16 protein-coding genes are annotated in these 16997 nt (G+C 43.1%); 15 read left to right on the top strand and 1 reads right to left on the bottom strand.

The genetic code is table 11. From position 1 onward, the window contains the following. The first annotated feature begins 8 nt into the window (after window positions 1–8). The 14 genes from hflX (at window position 9) to DXB39_RS15030 (ending at window position 14625) form a co-directional block, all read left to right on the top strand. Window positions 9–1259, top strand: coding sequence for a GTPase HflX (gene hflX / locus DXB39_RS06065; RefSeq protein WP_117841225.1), 1251 nt, complete (start codon window positions 9–11; stop codon window positions 1257–1259). 57 nt (window positions 1260–1316) lie between these two features. Continuing rightward, window positions 1317–2600, top strand: coding sequence for a dihydroorotase (locus DXB39_RS06060; protein WP_117840545.1), 1284 nt, complete (start codon window positions 1317–1319; stop codon window positions 2598–2600). A gap of 21 nt (window positions 2601–2621) precedes the next feature. After that, window positions 2622–3548 (top strand): orotidine-5'-phosphate decarboxylase, encoded by a 927-nt coding sequence (pyrF, locus tag DXB39_RS06055; protein WP_117840547.1) that lies wholly within the window; start codon window positions 2622–2624, stop codon window positions 3546–3548. Between the two features lie 9 nt (window positions 3549–3557). Then, on the top strand, window positions 3558–4325 hold the full coding sequence (locus DXB39_RS06050) for a dihydroorotate dehydrogenase electron transfer subunit (protein ID WP_117840549.1): 768 nt from the start codon (window positions 3558–3560) through the stop codon (window positions 4323–4325). Continuing rightward, window positions 4325–5230, top strand: a complete 906-nt coding sequence (locus DXB39_RS06045) for a dihydroorotate dehydrogenase (RefSeq protein WP_117697493.1) — start codon at window positions 4325–4327, stop codon at window positions 5228–5230. The genes DXB39_RS06050 and DXB39_RS06045 overlap by 1 nt, the downstream gene beginning before the upstream one ends. 545 nt (window positions 5231–5775) lie before the next feature. Beyond that, window positions 5776–7110: a sensor domain-containing diguanylate cyclase gene (locus tag DXB39_RS06035; RefSeq protein WP_242997817.1), complete on the top strand. Its 1335-nt coding sequence runs from the start codon at window positions 5776–5778 to the stop codon at window positions 7108–7110. A 101-nt stretch (window positions 7111–7211) separates the two neighbouring features. After that, window positions 7212–7889, top strand: a complete 678-nt coding sequence (pyrE, locus tag DXB39_RS06030) for an orotate phosphoribosyltransferase (RefSeq protein ID WP_117840552.1) — start codon at window positions 7212–7214, stop codon at window positions 7887–7889. 28 nt (window positions 7890–7917) lie between these two features. Next, window positions 7918–8388: a VanZ family protein gene (locus DXB39_RS06025; RefSeq protein ID WP_117697497.1), complete on the top strand. Its 471-nt coding sequence runs from the start codon at window positions 7918–7920 to the stop codon at window positions 8386–8388. Between the two features lie 33 nt (window positions 8389–8421). Beyond that, a complete protein-coding gene (locus DXB39_RS06020) occupies window positions 8422–8754 on the top strand; it encodes a DUF6142 family protein (RefSeq protein ID WP_117697499.1) in 333 nt (110 codons plus the stop codon). 30 nt (window positions 8755–8784) lie between these two features. Next, window positions 8785–10878: an aminopeptidase gene (locus tag DXB39_RS06015; protein WP_117840554.1), complete on the top strand. Its 2094-nt coding sequence runs from the start codon at window positions 8785–8787 to the stop codon at window positions 10876–10878. A gap of 49 nt (window positions 10879–10927) precedes the next feature. After that, on the top strand, window positions 10928–11434 hold the full coding sequence (purE, locus tag DXB39_RS06010) for a 5-(carboxyamino)imidazole ribonucleotide mutase (RefSeq protein WP_022244165.1): 507 nt from the start codon (window positions 10928–10930) through the stop codon (window positions 11432–11434). A gap of 131 nt (window positions 11435–11565) precedes the next feature. After that, window positions 11566–12486, top strand: coding sequence for a sugar phosphate nucleotidyltransferase (locus DXB39_RS06005; RefSeq protein ID WP_117697503.1), 921 nt, complete (start codon window positions 11566–11568; stop codon window positions 12484–12486). A gap of 17 nt (window positions 12487–12503) precedes the next feature. Further along, a complete protein-coding gene (gene arcC, locus DXB39_RS06000; protein ID WP_117840556.1) occupies window positions 12504–13436 on the top strand; it encodes a carbamate kinase in 933 nt (310 codons plus the stop codon). A gap of 28 nt (window positions 13437–13464) precedes the next feature. After that, entirely contained in the window at window positions 13465–14625 is a 1161-nt protein-coding gene (locus tag DXB39_RS15030) for an N-acetylmuramoyl-L-alanine amidase (protein ID WP_117840557.1), read from the top strand. Here DXB39_RS15030 and DXB39_RS05990 read toward each other — a convergent pair. Then, entirely contained in the window at window positions 14622–14975 is a 354-nt protein-coding gene (locus DXB39_RS05990) for a cupin domain-containing protein (RefSeq protein ID WP_022244169.1), read from the bottom strand. The two genes, DXB39_RS15030 and DXB39_RS05990, sit on opposite strands and share 4 nt — an antisense overlap. Before the next feature lie 123 nt (window positions 14976–15098). On the opposite strand from DXB39_RS05990, the gene DXB39_RS05985 reads away from it, so the two are divergent. Beyond that, window positions 15099–16997, top strand: a complete 1899-nt coding sequence (locus tag DXB39_RS05985) for an ABC-F family ATP-binding cassette domain-containing protein (RefSeq protein ID WP_117840559.1) — start codon at window positions 15099–15101, stop codon at window positions 16995–16997.

The following is a 16997-nucleotide window of genomic DNA, read 5'->3' as shown; positions in this document are numbered from 1 at the left end:
GATATTTTATGCCTGAATTTTTTAAAAACAATGAAATGGAAGAAAGAGTCATCCTGGTTGGCGTAAGCAGCCAGGATGGCGATGATACAGAAGACTCCCTGGATGAATTGGAGGAGCTGGTGAAGACTGCCGGAGCAGTAACGGTGGGCAGGGTAATCCAGAACCGTCAGACAATACATCCGGGGCTTTATATTGGTAGCGGAAAAGTAGAAGAGCTGCTGGATGAAATTGCATGGACCAATGCAACAGGAATTGTCTGCGATGACGAACTAAGCCCGGCACAGCTTCGGAATCTTTCGGATGCCCTGAACGTAAAAGTGATGGACAGAACTTTAATTATCCTTGATATTTTTGCAGCCAGAGCATCTACCAGTGAAGGAAAGATACAGGTGGAACTGGCACAGCTCCGTTACCGCATGAGCCGTCTTTCCGGTATAGGAAAGAGTATGTCAAGGCTGGGAGGCGGAATTGGAACGAGAGGTCCGGGAGAGAAAAAGTTAGAGGTAGACCGTCGTCTGATTGCATCAAGAATCAGCCAGCTCAAACGGGAGCTGGAGGAAGTGAAACGGCACCGGGAAGTGAATCGTGTGGCAAGACAACGGAATCATGTTCCGGTGGCAGCAATTGTAGGGTATACCAATGCCGGTAAATCAACTCTTTTAAATGCTCTGACCGGAGCTGGAATTCTTGCAGAGGATAAACTTTTTGCAACCTTAGACCCGACTACCAGAATGTTAGAACTTCCGGGAAGCCAGAAGCTTTTGCTTACGGATACGGTAGGGTTTATCCGGAAACTGCCGCATCATCTGATTGATGCCTTCCGTAGTACTTTAGAGGAAGCTAAGTATGCAGATTTTATCATTCATGTGGTGGATGCATCCAATCCACAGGCTGCCAAGCAGATGCATATTGTATATGAGACATTGCACCAGTTAGAGGTTACAGATAAAAAGATACTGACATTGTTTAATAAGCAGGATGCTATTACAGACCGGGAACCATTGCGGGATGGCAGGGCAGATATTACTTTACGGGTATCTGCAGCAAGAGGTGATGGCCTAGAAGAACTGAAAGACTGTCTTGCCCGGATACTGCGGGAGAACAAGCGCTATCTTGAGACAGTGCTGCCATATGACAAGGGTGGATTGCTGCAGCAGATAAGAGAAACAGGAGAATTAATAGCAGAAGAATATCTGCCGGAGGGAATCCGTATAGAAGCATATGTACCTCCGGCGCTATTTGAGAAAATACATGCATGAGCAGATTGCCCCAGAACTGCTTGTATGCTAAAATAGGAGCAACAGGAGGTATTCCACATGACAATCTTAATAAAAGGTGGCCGCATTTTAGATCCGGCTACGAAAACAGATGATGTAATGGACCTTTTCATAGAAGATGGAGTCATTACCAAAAGAGGGAAAAATATCAAAAAAAAGGCAGAGAAGACTATTGATGCCAAAGGACTGTATGTAATGCCGGGACTCGTTGATATGCACGTGCATTTGCGGGATCCAGGATTTACCCATAAGGGCGATGTTGAAACAGAAACCCGTTCCGCAGCAAGAGGCGGATATACCACGGTACTTGCAATGCCAAATACCAGGCCGGTGGTAGACAATGCTGATGTAGTACGTTATGTACATCATAAGGCAGAAAGTGTCGGACTGGTGCATGTATTACAGGTTGGCGCTATAACAAAAGGACAGCAGGGAGAGGAATTAGCTGACATCAAAGAGATGGCGGAGGCAGGAAGCCCTGCAATCAGTGAAGATGGCAAATCAGTCATGAATTCACTTCTTGCAAGAGATGCCATGCTGGTAGCAAGAGACTGTAACATTCCGGTACTGTCACATTGCGAAGATAAGAATCTGGTTGGCTCCGGCGTGGTCAACGAGGATGAGAATGCAAAACGTTGGGGTCTGGCTGGAATTACCAATTCCGTAGAAGATATCATGATTGCAAGAAATATCCTGTTATCCAAAGATACCGGTGCACACCTGCATCTTTGCCACTGCTCCACGAAGAATAGTGTAAACATGGTGAAATATGCCAAGTTAGAGCATATTCCGGTATCCGCAGAGGTATGTCCGCATCATTTTACACTGACATCAGATGATATGGTAGAGGGAGATACCAATTATAAGATGAATCCGCCACTCCGCCGGAAAGAGGATGTGGAGGCATTGAAAAAGGGACTTTCCGACGGAACCATGGAAGTCATTTCCACAGACCATGCACCGCATACCGCAGATGAAAAAAATAACAGCATGGTAAAGGCTCCATTCGGAATCGTTGGAATGGAAACTGCAGCAGCACTGACTTATACAGAACTTGTGCTGGGGGGATACTTAACACCGATGCAGATGGTAGAGAAGATGAGCTATAACCCGGCACAGATTCTTCATTTGAAGAAAGGAACTTTGGAAGAGGGAAGTATGGCAGATGTCATGCTTTTTGATCCGGAATGCACTTATGCCATTGATAAGAACAAGTTCTGGTCGAAAGCAAAGAATACACCATTCCACGGCAGAAAAGTAACCGGTAAAGTAATGATGACTATCTGTGAAGGCAGAATTGTATATGATGCAGCAGAAGAATAAGAAAAAGAAAGGCTTAAAGATATGATTAACAAATTAATTAAAAAAATCGAGAAAACCCATGCACCCATCGTTGTCGGCTTAGATCCGATGTTAGATTATGTTCCGGAACATATTAAGGCAGCAGCATTTAAGGAGTATGGTGAGACTTTAGAGGGTGCAGCAGAAGCAATCTGGCAGTTTAACAAAGCAATTGTAGATGCCACTTATGATCTGATTCCTGCTGTAAAACCACAGATTGCCATGTATGAGCAGTTTGGAACAGAGGGTGTGAAAGCATATCAGAAGACAGTAGATTACTGCCACTCCAAAGACCTTGTGGTAATCGGAGATGTAAAACGTGGCGATATCGGTTCTACATCCGCAGCTTATGCAGTGGGACATCTTGGTAAAGTCCAGGTGGGAAGCAAAAAGCTTTCTGCTTTTGATGAAGACTTTGCAACCGTTAATCCATATCTGGGTTCAGACGGAATCAAGCCTTTCCTGGAAGTATGTAAAGAAGAGAAAAAAGGAATTTTTATTTTAGTTAAGACCAGCAATCCATCCAGTGGAGAATTCCAGGACAGATTAATTGATGGCAGACCACTGTATGAATATGTCGGTGAAAAGGTAGCGCAGTGGGGCGAAGAAGTCATGGGAGATAACTACAGCTATGTGGGAGCAGTAGTAGGAGCAACCTATCCGGAGATCGGAAAAGTCCTTCGTAAAGTAATGCCAAAGAGCTTTATCCTGGTTCCGGGATACGGTGCCCAGGGTGGAAAAGGAGCGGACTTAGTACATTACTTCGACGAAAACGGACTGGGTGCAATTGTCAATTCATCCCGTGGAATCATTGCCGCATATAAGCAGGAAACATATGCATCTTTTGGAGCAGAGCATTTTGCAGATGCATCCAGAGCAGCAGTAGAGGCAATGATAAAAGATATCGATGGAGCTTTACAGGCAAGATAGGAGAAGAAGATGGCAGAGAAGTTTAAAGAACAGGCGATTATTATCCGCCAGGAAGAAATTGCGGATGACATTTACAGTATGTGGCTGCGTACGGAAGAGATTGCAGCACATGCAAAAGCAGGTCAGTTTGTATCTGTATATTGTAATGAAGGAAGCAGGCTGCTTCCAAGACCAATCAGTATCTGTGAAATTGATAAAAAGGATAATGCCATCCGTCTGGTATACCGTAAAGTTGGAAAGGGAACAGAAGAGTTTTCCGGTATGCATACCGGCGGAATTCTTAATATAACAGGACCGCTGGGAAATGGATTTCCGAAGAAAGAAAAGAAAGCGTTCTTAATTGGCGGTGGAATTGGTATTCCACCAATGTTAGAGCTGGCAAAAGAATTGGACTGTGAAAAGCAGATGGTACTTGGCTTCCGGGATGAGCTTTTCCTGATGGATGAATTCCGTGAAGAAGGAGAAGTCTATGTGGCAACTGAGGACGGAAGTGCCGGGACAGAAGGAAATGTATTGGATGCCATCCGTGAAAATGGGCTGACAGCAGATATTATCTATACCTGCGGACCAAAGCCGATGCTGGCAGCTATTAAGGAATATGCAAAAGAGAAACAGATTGAGTGCTGGATTTCCATGGAAGAACGTATGGCTTGTGGAATCGGAGCCTGCTTAGCCTGCGTGTGCCAGTCTAAGGACAAGGACGAACATTCCAATGTCAATAATAAACGTGTATGTAAAGAAGGACCGGTTTTCCGGGCTGAGGAGGTGGAACTTTAATGAATACAAGAGTGAATCTGGCAGGAGTATTATTGAAGAACCCGATTATGACAGCATCCGGAACCTTTGGCTCCGGTCAGGAATACAGTGAATTTGTAGATTTGAATAAACTGGGTGCAGTAGTGACGAAAGGTGTTGCCAATGTACCATGGCCGGGAAATCCGACCCCTCGTGTGGCAGAAGTGTACGGTGGAATGTTAAATGCTATCGGTTTACAGAATCCTGGTATTGATGTATTTGTACAGCGTGATATTCCATTTCTTACCCACTATGACACACGCATTATTGTAAATGTTTGTGGTAAAACAACATCCGATTATATAGAAGTTGTGGAAAGACTCTCCGATCAGCCGGTAGATATGCTGGAAATCAATATTTCCTGCCCAAATGTCAAAGAAGGAGGTATTGCCTTTGGACAGAATGCAGCTTCTGTAGAAGAAATTACAAAAGAAGTGAAAAAATATGCAAGACAGCCGGTTATTATGAAATTGAGCCCGAATGTAACGGATATTACAGAGATGGCAAAAGCGGCAGAAGCAGGCGGAGCAGATGTGATTTCCCTGATTAATACACTGACTGGAATGAAGATTGATGTAAACCGCAGAAAATTTGCTTTGGCAAACAGAACTGGTGGGATGTCCGGACCGGCAGTGCATCCAATTGCAGTGCGTATGGTATATCAGGCAGCCCAGGCAGTGAATATTCCGATTATCGGAATGGGAGGTGTACAGAGCACGGAAGATGCATTGGAACTGATACTGGCAGGAGCAACCGCAGTATCTGTGGGAACTGCAAACTTTACCAATCCTACCGCAACGATTGATATTATCAATGGTATACAGGATTATATGGAAAATAATGGAGTTGAAGATATCAATGAACTGATTGGTGCAGTCACTGATTAATGGGACTGTTTTTGATGCTGCCGGAAGAATATCACGGGATTCACAGGGGATTATCTTTTGCTACGAAATACCGCAGTTCTAAAATGCGTGTTTTTCTTTTTGTTATGAAAACAGTCTTTCCAATGTTTGTCAGAATATCGACACAGTTCGCCGAAACACAGATGCCTGATAAGGGCTGTTAGGGGCACTGGGAATTTCGTCTGGCAACAGGCAACGCTGGTACAGGGATGTACCAGCGAGGCACAATTGAACATGGATGTGAATTTGTGCCGGTTGCCAGACAAAAAGCAACGCATACCGAAATCCCCTGTGCCCCTTGCAGGCATTATGTGGCATCTGTACCCGGCGGACAGCGTCGATATTCAGCCAAAGCAACCGGAAAGACAGTTTATAATCAAGAAAAACACGCATTATAAGAACTGTTGGCATTTCATACCGGATAAAGATAAATCTCCTGTAATCCCGTGATATTATTGGGGCAATCATCTTTTTGTCCCCTTTCGCAACCGCCTAAAGGAATGTAATTGCTAGAAAGGATAGAAACAGTGGAAAAGATTTGGAATTTCTTTGAAAATCTTGATGAACTTGTATATGTCTCAGATGTTGATACATATGAACTTGTGTATATGAACCGGAAAACACGGGAAAACTTTGGATTTCAGACCCAGGAGGAAATAAAAGGAAAGAAATGTTATGAGGTGATGCAGCATAATGCCGCCCCTTGTAGTATGTGCAATAATCAGGAACTGGTAGAAGGTGAGTTTAAAGAATGGAAGTATTATAATCCGGTTCTTGGCAAACATCTGTTGTTGAAGGATACTATGCTGGAACAGGATGGTCGACGTTACCGGGTAGAAATTGCACTGGATGTCAGCAACGAAGAAAAACAGGGAAGTCTGATTCAAAACTATGAAAATATGGAGGCTATTATAAATGAGGGCATAAGAATTGCGTTAAATGCCCCTACATCAGAACAGTCACTGGAAATTATCCTGGAATATCTTGGAAAGGCATTGAATGGAGAACGTACCTATATTTTTGAAAAAAACTTATTGGGAAATGACGATAACACCTATGAATGGGTAGCGAATGGTATCAGGCCTGAGAAAGATAATTTGCAGAATGTTCCGGCTGAAGTATGCGAGAACTGGTACCGCAATTTTAGGGAAGGCAAAAATATTATCATTGGTAATCTGGAAAATATACGTGAGAGTGATCCACTGCAGTATGAGAATCTGAAACAACAGAATATTTCAACGCTGGTAGTAGTTCCACTGTATGAAGGTCAGAAAATCATCGGTTTTTATGGAGTTGATAATCCTCCCGAAAAAATGTTGGATTATACTTCTAATATGCTTCAGATTATGGGATATTTTATTGTCTCCAGCATCAGAAGGCGTAATCTGGTGCGGGAATTGGAACGGATGAGCTATAGTGACCAGCTTACGAAACTTGGAAACCGGTTCGCCATGGAACAGTATGTTACAGATGCATCAGGGACTTCATGCTTTGGTGTGGTGTATTGCGATATTACAGGACTGAAAAGGGTAAATGATACTTTAGGTCATCAGGCAGGTGACCAGCTCATTCTGCGTGCCGGCGAATTACTCCGTGAGGAATTTTCAGACTATGGACTGTTCCGTATTGGAGGGGATGAACTTCTGGCACTGTGTGCAGGTATCGGAGAAGAGGAACTGAAGCAGCGGATAGAACGTATGAAGGCTGGCATGAAGAAAAAAGATGTAGTAATGGCAGTCGGATCAGTATGGCAGGAAAGCTGGGAGCGTGGATTTGACCTCTTGCTGATGGAAGCTGAACGCAGAATGTATCAGGAAAAAGCAGCTTATTATAATAATGCTGGTATAGACCGGCGCCATTAAGAAAAATGCATTGAGGTTTTCAGGGAAGTATGGTAGCATAAGAAATTAGGTAAAAGAAAAAAGTGATATTTCACTGTTGACATATTCAGGAGGTTTCATACATGGAAGCATATAAGAAAGAGTTTATTGAATTTATGGTGGAGAGTGAGGTTTTGAAATTTGGTGACTTCACATTAAAGAGTGGAAGAAAGTCTCCATTCTTTATGAATGCAGGTGCATATGTAACCGGTTCACAGTTATCCCGCCTTGGAGAATATTATGCAAAAGCAATTCACGACCACTATGGTACCGATTTTGATGTGCTGTTTGGACCGGCATATAAGGGAATTCCGCTTTCTGTTGCAACAACAATCGCATTCAGCCGTCTTTATGGCAAAGAGATTCGTTACAGTTCTAACCGTAAAGAAGTAAAAGACCATGGCGATACCGGAATTTTGCTTGGAAGCAAAATCAAAGATGGTGACCGTGTTGTTATTATTGAGGATGTAACGACATCCGGAAAATCTATTCAGGAGACATTCCCAATCATTCAGGCACAGGGAGATGTAACCATTCTTGGACTGATGGTATCCTTAAACCGTATGGAAAAAGGACTTGAGACAGACAAATGCGCATTGGATGAGATTCAGGAGAAATATGGTTTTCCTGCAAATGCAATTGTCAGCATGGCAGATGTGGTAGAGTGTTTATACAACCGTCCTTGTCAGGGCAGGCTTATCATTGATGATAAGATGAAAGAAGCAATTGATAAATATTATGAGCAGTATGGGGCAAAATAAACAGCAAAAATGAAATGGGGAAAAGGAATTGAGTCAGAAGACGAGAAAACTGCTTCGTATCGGAGCATGGATTTTATTCGTAATATATCTGGGTCTGCTTTGCTATTTCCTGTTCTTCTCAGAAATGATGGGAAGAACCTATTCCGAAAGAAGCTACCATTATAATCTTATGCCCTTAAAAGAAATCAAGCGGTTTATTATTTACCGAAAGGTACTGGGGACGAAAGCAGTCTGCTTTAACCTTCTGGGAAATATTGTCGCTTTTATTCCTTATGGAATGCTGCTACCATTACTGGCACATAATCAGAGAAAGTTCTACCGGATAGTGCTTTTGAGTTTTGACTTCAGCCTGCTGGTGGAACTGGTACAGCTTGTATCCAAGGTAGGAAGCTTTGATGTAGATGATCTGATTTTAAATACCATCGGCGGGGCAATTGGATATGTTGGATTTTTGCTGGCAAATCATATCCGGTGTCACAAATTTGAGCAGAAAGAATAGACTTCGGTACAATATGGTATCGGGAGAAAGAACATGAGAAAAAGACGAAGAGGATACAGAAAATATAAATTTACAGAAAAAACACTTTCGAAAAGAGGAATTACAGCACTTGTTCTGGCATTACTGTCACTGGTCAGTTTTGTGGTGATGGTAGTTCTTGCATTCAGAAGTGCCGGTAATTTAAGCATATACATAGCCTGCTATGGAATCCTCGCTTTTTTTGCAGCATTAGCCGCAGTGATTCTTGCAATTATAAGCCTGAAGGAGGAAAATTCATTTCGCAGCATTCCGTATGCTGCTACATTTTTCTCGATTTTTTCACTGCTTATCTGGATTGCTGTCTATGCAGGCGGTATTCTGTTGTAGGCAAAATTAGAAATATAAAGGATATAAAGTATGGAATATCAGAATTTAAACGCAGAAGAAAGAGAAGCAATTACAGAACGACTGGATTTGGTAACGGAACGGATACATGAACTTGCGGCAGAACCGGAGGTTTGTGAGCCGTTCCGTGCTTATTTTAAAGGAACGGCAGCATTTATTGTAAAAACGGAAGAAGTATTGCGGCAGGTATTAAATGACAGCTTCTGCAGCCAGAGCAGGGAAACATTACAGAAGATAAATGAAGCATTGTATGAGGATATTTTGCCGGAGCATTATAAAGAAAGCTATGCCAACCCGGATTATGCCTGTGAAACATTGGGAGAGGAATACGGTACACTGCTTAGTATGCTTTACGCAGAGCTTCGGAGCCTGATTCCTTATGCTTATGAGGGCGATGTGGAAGCCTATACCTGCTTCTGTGAATTGTTTATCCAGGTTTATACCTGTTTTAATGACGAAGAGGGAACAACCCCGAAAGAAGTGCAGCAGGCAATTTACTGGTTCTTCCACGATTACAGTGAATTATTTACAGAGCGCAGCGTCTGTGAAATGGTAGATGCCAGCCGGGATTTCTTTACCCGGATTGTAATGGATTCTGATTTACAGGATTTAAAATACCTTTATTATTATGGAGAACCAGTCGGAGAAAATGAAATCCGTATGGCAGAGTATATGAACCAGCTTCCGCAGGAGAAGATTCAGGCAATGGCAGATACTTATACGGAAGGCTACCGGATTGGCTTTGTTACCACTGGAAAAGACTTATCCATAAAATCTACCGTAAATGTGGAATATGCCATCGGAATGGAACGTATGGTGCGGGCAGCGATTGTAAATTTTGAGAAGATGGGATTAAAACCGACGATTTACCGGGATGCGTTTTCTTCCTTCCGTAACCGCGGCAATTCCAAGCGGGGCTGCTATGCGGCTTCTGTGAACCGTCAGTTTGATTATGACCATAAAGCAGATAAAGCAGTATATTTAGATAAAGCCTTTGTGGAACGCCGATTAGAGACACTCCGGACTGTATATGAAGATAAGCAAGAACTTGCAGCAGGCTACGCAGGTCCGGCTGTAATCGAGGTGTTCGGAGAGCCGTTATTTGAACCGGAAAATAAAAAAACTGCCTGCCATTACAGTGATAAGCAGAATGAATTAAATGTCTATTATGCGTCACAGGCTGGGCAGATTACCAATCAGTATATTAAGGGAGAGGAAAGAAGCTTTACGATTATTGCTTATCCGCTTCCACAGATTGGCAGCAACTTTGAAGAAATCTTTGATAAGACGGTAGAATTAAATACACTGGATTATACCCTGTACCGGGATATGCAGGCGAAAATTATTGAAGTATTAGACCAGGGAGTCCGGGCACATATCAAGGGAAAAGGCAATAACGAAACAGATATGACCGTGGAATTATACCGCCTTAAGAATCCACAGGAAGAGACTATCTTTGAAAACTGCGTGGCAGATGTCAATATTCCGGTAGGGGAAGTATTTACTTCACCGGTGCTGACCGGAACCCACGGAGTACTGCATGTATCTTATGTCTATCTTAACGGACTCCGGTATGAGAACCTGAAAATGACGTTTGAAGATGGAAAAGTTGTGGATTACAGTTGCAGTAATTTTGACAGTGAAGAAGAGAACCATAAATATATTTATGATAATGTGCTGATGCACCATGATACGCTGCCGTTAGGGGAGTTTGCTATTGGAACCAACACCACGGCATACCGGATGGCAAAGGACTTTGATATTGCAGATAAATTGCCGATTCTGATTGCAGAGAAGACAGGTCCACATTTTGCAGTGGGAGATACCTGTTATTCCCAGGCAGAGGATACGCCGGTTTATAATCCGGATGGCAAAGAAATTGTGGCAAGGGATAATGAAATCTCAATTCTTCGGAAAGAAGACGAGAGTAAGGCATACTTTAACTGTCATACGGATATTACGATACCGTATGATGAATTAGACTGCATTTATATTGAACGGGCAGATGGCAGTACCGGGGATATTATAAGAGATGGCAGGTTTGTAGTACCGGGCACAGAAAAACTGAATGAGCCGTTGGAAAATAAGACTTCATTTCCGGCGTAAAACAGTGTATACTAAAAGGACAAGTATCTATGAGAAAAGGAGAAAGAAAATGGCAAAAGTAGGAATTGTAATGGGCAGTGATTCAGATATGCCTGTAATGGCAAAAGCAGCAGATATTTTGGAACAGCTTGGAATCGAGTATGAGATGACAATTATTTCCGCACATCGTGAGCCGGATGTATTTTTTGAATATGCAAAGAGCGCAGAGAGCAAAGGATTTAAAGTAATTATCGCAGGAGCAGGAATGGCAGCACATCTTCCGGGAATGTGTGCAGCAATCTTCCCTATGCCGGTAATCGGAATTCCAATGCATACCACATCTTTAGGCGGAAGAGATTCTCTTTATTCTATCGTACAGATGCCGACCGGTATTCCGGTAGCAACCGTTGCAATCAATGGTGGCGCAAATGCAGGAATTCTTGCAGCAAAGATTCTTGCAACATCAGATGATGCATTATTGGCACGATTAAAAGAATATTCTAAGAATTTAAAAGAGCAGGTAGAAGCAAAGGATAAGAAGCTTCAGGAAGTCGGCTACAAAGAATACATGAAATAGCAGGCGTAAGTGAGTCAGTATGCCTTTATCGTTGACGAGCGGCGAAATCATTAGATAAGAATAGTGAAATAGAGGAAAAAGAAAAGGGTAGAGAGAAAAAAGTTTTAAAAATAAGGTTGAGGAGAATACGAATGAAAACAACACTGATTATTATGGCGGCAGGCATTGGCTCCCGTTTTGGCGGCGGAATTAAGCAGCTTGAGAAAATGGGACCAAATGGCGAGATTATTATGGACTATTCCATTTATGACGCGGTGGACGCAGGTTTTGATAAGGTTGTATTTATCATTCGCAAGGATATTGAGGCGGATTTTAAAGAAATCATTGGAAACAGAATCGGAAAACAGGTAGAAGTAGATTATGTATTCCAGGATATCAATGATATACCGGAAGGCTTTACAGTGCCGGAAGGCAGAACAAAACCATGGGGAACCGGTCAGGCAGTATTATGCTGCAAAGGCGTAGTGAAGGAACCATTTTTAGTCATCAATGCAGATGATTATTACGGAAAAGAAGCATTTGTAAAGATGCATGATTTTCTGGTAAATCATGAAGAGGATAAGGAAAGATTCCGCCTTGGAATGGCTGGATATATCCTGAAGAACACACTGAGTGATAACGGAACCGTTACCCGTGGTGTCTGTGTGGTAGATGAAAAGAGTGGCTATCTTGAAAAAATTTTAGAGACACACAGCATCTATGCCGATGAAAAAGGAAAAGTACATTGTGAAGAAGCTGATGTGGCAGAATGGATTCACCCGGATGTAAATGTATCTATGAACATGTGGGCTGGCTATCCGGATTTTATTGATTATCTGGAAGAGGGCTTCCGTGAGTTCTTGGCACATATTGAAGACAATCCGATGAAGAAAGAGTATCTGCTGCCAAATATTGTGGAATTGCTTTTGAATCAGGATAAGGCAACCGTAAAAGTTTATGAGACAGCAGACCGCTGGTTTGGAGTTACTTATTTAGAGGACAAACCATTTGTTGTGGATTCCATCCGCGGACTGATTAAAGACGGTGTCTATCCGGAAAATCTTTGGGCATAGAATTGGAGGATTGTAACATGAAAAAGAAGAGAATTGTGATTGCATTAGGACATGAAGCATTGGGAACAACACTTCCGGAACAGAAGAAAGCAACCAAGCTTACCGCAAAAGCAATCGGAGATTATATTAAGGATGACTGTCAGGTAGTTCTTTCCCACAGCAATGGACCACAGGTGGGAATGATACATACTGCAATGGCTGAATTCGCAAGAATTTATCCGGAATATACTGCTACTCCGATGTCTGTCTGCTCTGCTATGAGTCAGGGCTATATCGGATACGATTTGCAGAATGCCATTCGTACCGAATTATTAAACCGTGGAATTTACAAACCGGTATCTACTGTTTTAACACAGGTAACCGTAGACCCATACGATGAAGCGTTTTATCATCCAACCAAAATTATCGGCCGTGTCATGACAGAGGAAGAGGCAGAAGCAGAAGAGAAGAAAGGGAACCATACGGTAAAACAGGGCGATGGATACCGCCGTATCGTAGCAGCTCCAAAGCCAATGGACATCGTAGAAATTGATGCAATCCGTGCACTTTCCGATGCAGATCAGGTAGTAATTGCCTGTGGCGGTGGTGGAATTCCTGTATTAGAGCAGGATAATAATTTAAAAGGTGCCAGTGCAGTTATTGAAAAAGACCTTGCAGCAGGCAGACTTGCAGAGCTTTTAGATGCTGACCAGCTCATTATCTTAACCAGTGTTGAGCATGTGTGTTTAAATTATGGCACAGCCAATGAACAGCCATTGGATGAGATGACGGTAGAAGAAGCAAAACAGTATATGGACGAGGGTCAGTTTGAAGAAGGAACCATGCTTCCGAAGATTCAGGCAGCAATCGATTACATCGGCAATTCTGCAGTCCGTTCCGTACTGATTGCAAACTTGGAGGAAGCATTAGATGGTGTCAGCGGATTAAAGGGAACTTTGATTCATAAGTAAGATGATATAGGGAAATGTGAGGGAATCTATGAGAACATCAGAAAGAAGCACATTCCATAAGGGCAGCAGGCACTCGGCAGTTACCGTATGCCTGTTGCTTGTTATGTGTCTGGTATTTCTGACCGCTTGCGGGAAGGATAAAAAAGACGATACAGTTGCGAATGTGAATACCGAAGAAACATTAACAAATACAGAGGTACCAACAACAGAAAGTGTAATTGACAACGAAGAAGTTGTAGATACGGAAGCAGAAACAGAGACGGAAACAGAGCATGTTCCGGCAGTATTGAATCCGGATACGGTAGTTTATGCAGAAGAGACTGTTTATACGACAACAAGAGTCAATGTGAGGGTAGAACCTTCTACCGATGCAGAGGTTTATAAGAAATTATCTGCGGGAAAAGAACTTACCCGCACTGCAAATGATGGAAGCTGGAGCCAGGTTTCATTGGATGAAGGAATTTATTATATAGCATCCGATTATCTGACCACAGAGAAGCCGCAGGAGCCGGTAGCATTGACTGGAAGTGCAGGAACCGGAATTACATCCGGAAGCGGCGGACATGTCATCTGCATTGATCCGGGACATCAGAGCAGAGGAGACAGTACACCGGAGCCGGTAGCACCGGGATCTTCTGAGACCAAGGCAAGAGTAACCGGAGGAACATCCGGCGTTGCAACCGGACAGACAGAGTATCAGCTTAATTTATCCGTCAGCTTAAAATTGCGGGATGAACTGGTAGCAAGAGGTTATACCGTAGTCATGACAAGAGAAACCAATGATGTGAATCTCAGTAACAGCGAGCGGGCAGCCATTGCAACCAATGCGGGAGCAGAAGCATTTGTCCGTATACATGCCAACGGATCTACCAACAGCGGAGCCAATGGGGCTATGACAATCTGCCAGACGGCATCCAATCCGTATGTAGGAAGCTTTTACAGCCAGAGCCGTTCTCTTTCCCAGAATATACTGGATAGTCTGTGTGCACAGACCGGTGCAAAGAAGGAATATGTGTGGGAGACTGATACCATGAGTGGAATTAACTGGAGTACCGTACCGGTAACAATTGTAGAAATGGGATATATGACAAATCCCACCGAAGATTCCAATATGGCAACGGACTCTTATCAGACTCAGATTGCACAGGGAATCGCCAATGGGATTGATGCTTATTTTGCCGGTAATTAGGCAAGATAATTAATGACAGCAAAGAGAATGAGATCTTCTTTTGGAGAAGCATTTGCAATGCTGTGGGACTCTCCGCTTTTGCAGACGCAGGTATCACCGGCTTCTAAAGCAACGATGGTTCCGTTATCGTCATAGGCTGCATGACCGGAGAGAATGGTGATGATTTCTTCTTCCCCTTCATGCATATGCTTTCCGAGAGAACAGCCCGGTCTTAAGATGAGTTTTGCAATCATCTTGGCTGGGCTTTCATAGTCTATAGGATTGACGGAACGGATAATCTCAACGGTGCCGGTTCCGCCTTTCATATTTTCGTTAAAAATATGTTTTAATTCAGATGCTCTATGATACATATATTACCTCCTGAATAGTTGTGCTATGCATTACAGTATAGTCAGTGAGCAGTCAAATGTAAATATGTATTGTGATAGAAAATTATTGCCAATAAGAATGAAAAAGAAATACAGGAGACCTTTATGAATTTATTATCAGCAGAGAATATAACCAAGACATTTACCGGAAGAAAGTTATTTTCCAATGCCTCCTTTTATTTGCAGGAAGGAGAGAAAGTCGGAATTGTGGGAATTAACGGAACCGGAAAATCCACTTTACTGAAAATGCTGGCAGGCTTAGAGGAACCGGATGCCGGAGAAATCACCAAGGCAAATCATGCGGTAATCCGCTATCTTCCGCAGATGCCGGAATTTGGAGAAGAAGAGACTGTTTTAGAAAGTGTACTGGTAACGGCACACCGGAAAAATCAGGCAGATGCTTCCGGGGAAGATTATCAGATGTGGAATTTAGAGAGCAAGGCAAAATCCATGCTCACAAGACTTGGCGTATATAATTTTGAAGAAAAGACGAAAAACTTATCCGGTGGAGAAAGAAAACGTCTGGCTCTTGTGGCAGTACTTTTAACACCCTGCGATATTCTGCTGTTAGACGAGCCTACCAACCACCTGGATGCAGATATGGCAGAGTGGCTGGAAGGATACTTAAAGGGCTTTAAGGGAACACTGATTATGGTAACCCATGACCGGTATTTTCTAGACAGCGTATGTAACCGTATTGCAGAAATTGATAAAGGCTCCATTTACAGTTATCAGGAAAATTATTCCGGTTATCTGAATCTGAAGCAGGAGCGTATGGATATGGCAGTTGCCGGGGAACGGAAACGGCAGTCCATCCTTCGCAAGGAGATCGCCTGGATGCAGCGGGGCGCAAGGGCAAGGTCTACCAAGCAGAAAGCCCATATCAAACGTTATGAGAATCTTAGAGACCAGTCGGGACCACAGTTTGATAAGCAGGTGGAATTAAGCTCGGTTTCCAGCCGTATGGGAAAGACGACGGTAGAGCTTCATCATATCAGTAAATCCTATGGAGAAAAAAAGCTGATTGAGGATTTTTCCTATATCTTTCTTAAGAATGACAGAGCCGGATTTGTGGGACATAATGGATGCGGTAAGACCACTTTGATGAAGATTATCGATGGCAGGGTAAAGCCGGATGCCGGAGAACTGGTTATCGGACAGACCATAAAGATAGGCTATTATTCCCAGGAGATTGAAAAGGATGCATCGGCGGGAGTTGCCTATATGGATCCGTCTTTAAAGGTTATTGAATATATCCGCAATACTGCAGAATATGTCCGGACAGAGGATGGACTGGTGTCCGCATCAGCCATGTTGGAGCGTTTCTTATTCCCACCGGAAGAACAGTATGGCGTTATCGGAAAACTTTCCGGTGGAGAAAAGCGGAGACTGAATCTGCTTCGTGTATTGATGGAAGCACCGAATGTACTGATTTTGGACGAGCCGACCAATGATCTTGACATTACGACACTGGCAATTTTAGAGGATTATCTTGATAATTATGATGGAATCGTCATTACGGTATCCCATGACCGGTATTTCCTTGACCGTATCGCAAAGCGGATTTTTGCATTTGAACAGGGCAACATAAGACAGTATGAGGGCGGTTATACGGATTATCTTGCCAGGCGGCCGGAGGAAGAGACTGCAGCAGGAAATGCAGGCACAGAGACTTCCAGGAAAAAAGCAGATCAGGAGGAAAATGCGGACACCATAGAGAATACCGAAAAGAAGGATTCCAGGGCGACCTGGAAGAGTGGCAGGAAGTTGAAATTTACCTGGCAGGAGCAGAAGGATTATGAGACCATTGAGGACGATATTGCAGCTTTGGAAGCAAAGTTAGAAGAACTGGATGAGAAGATGGGAAGCTTTGCCAGTGATTTTGTAAAGTTAAATGAGCTGACCCAGGAGAAGATAAAAGTGGAAGATGAATTAGAGCATAAGATGGAACGCTGGGAGTATTTAGAAGAACTGAATGCCAGAATAAAGGCTCAGGACAAGTAG

Origin of the sequence: Roseburia sp. OM03-7AC, from assembly GCF_003462625.1 — a bacterium.
In the GTDB taxonomy this organism is placed as follows: Bacteria; Bacillota; Clostridia; order Lachnospirales; family Lachnospiraceae; genus Roseburia_C; species Roseburia_C amylophila.
Note: the sequence above shows the minus strand (reverse complement) of the source record. Positions and strands in the feature narration are given on the sequence as shown.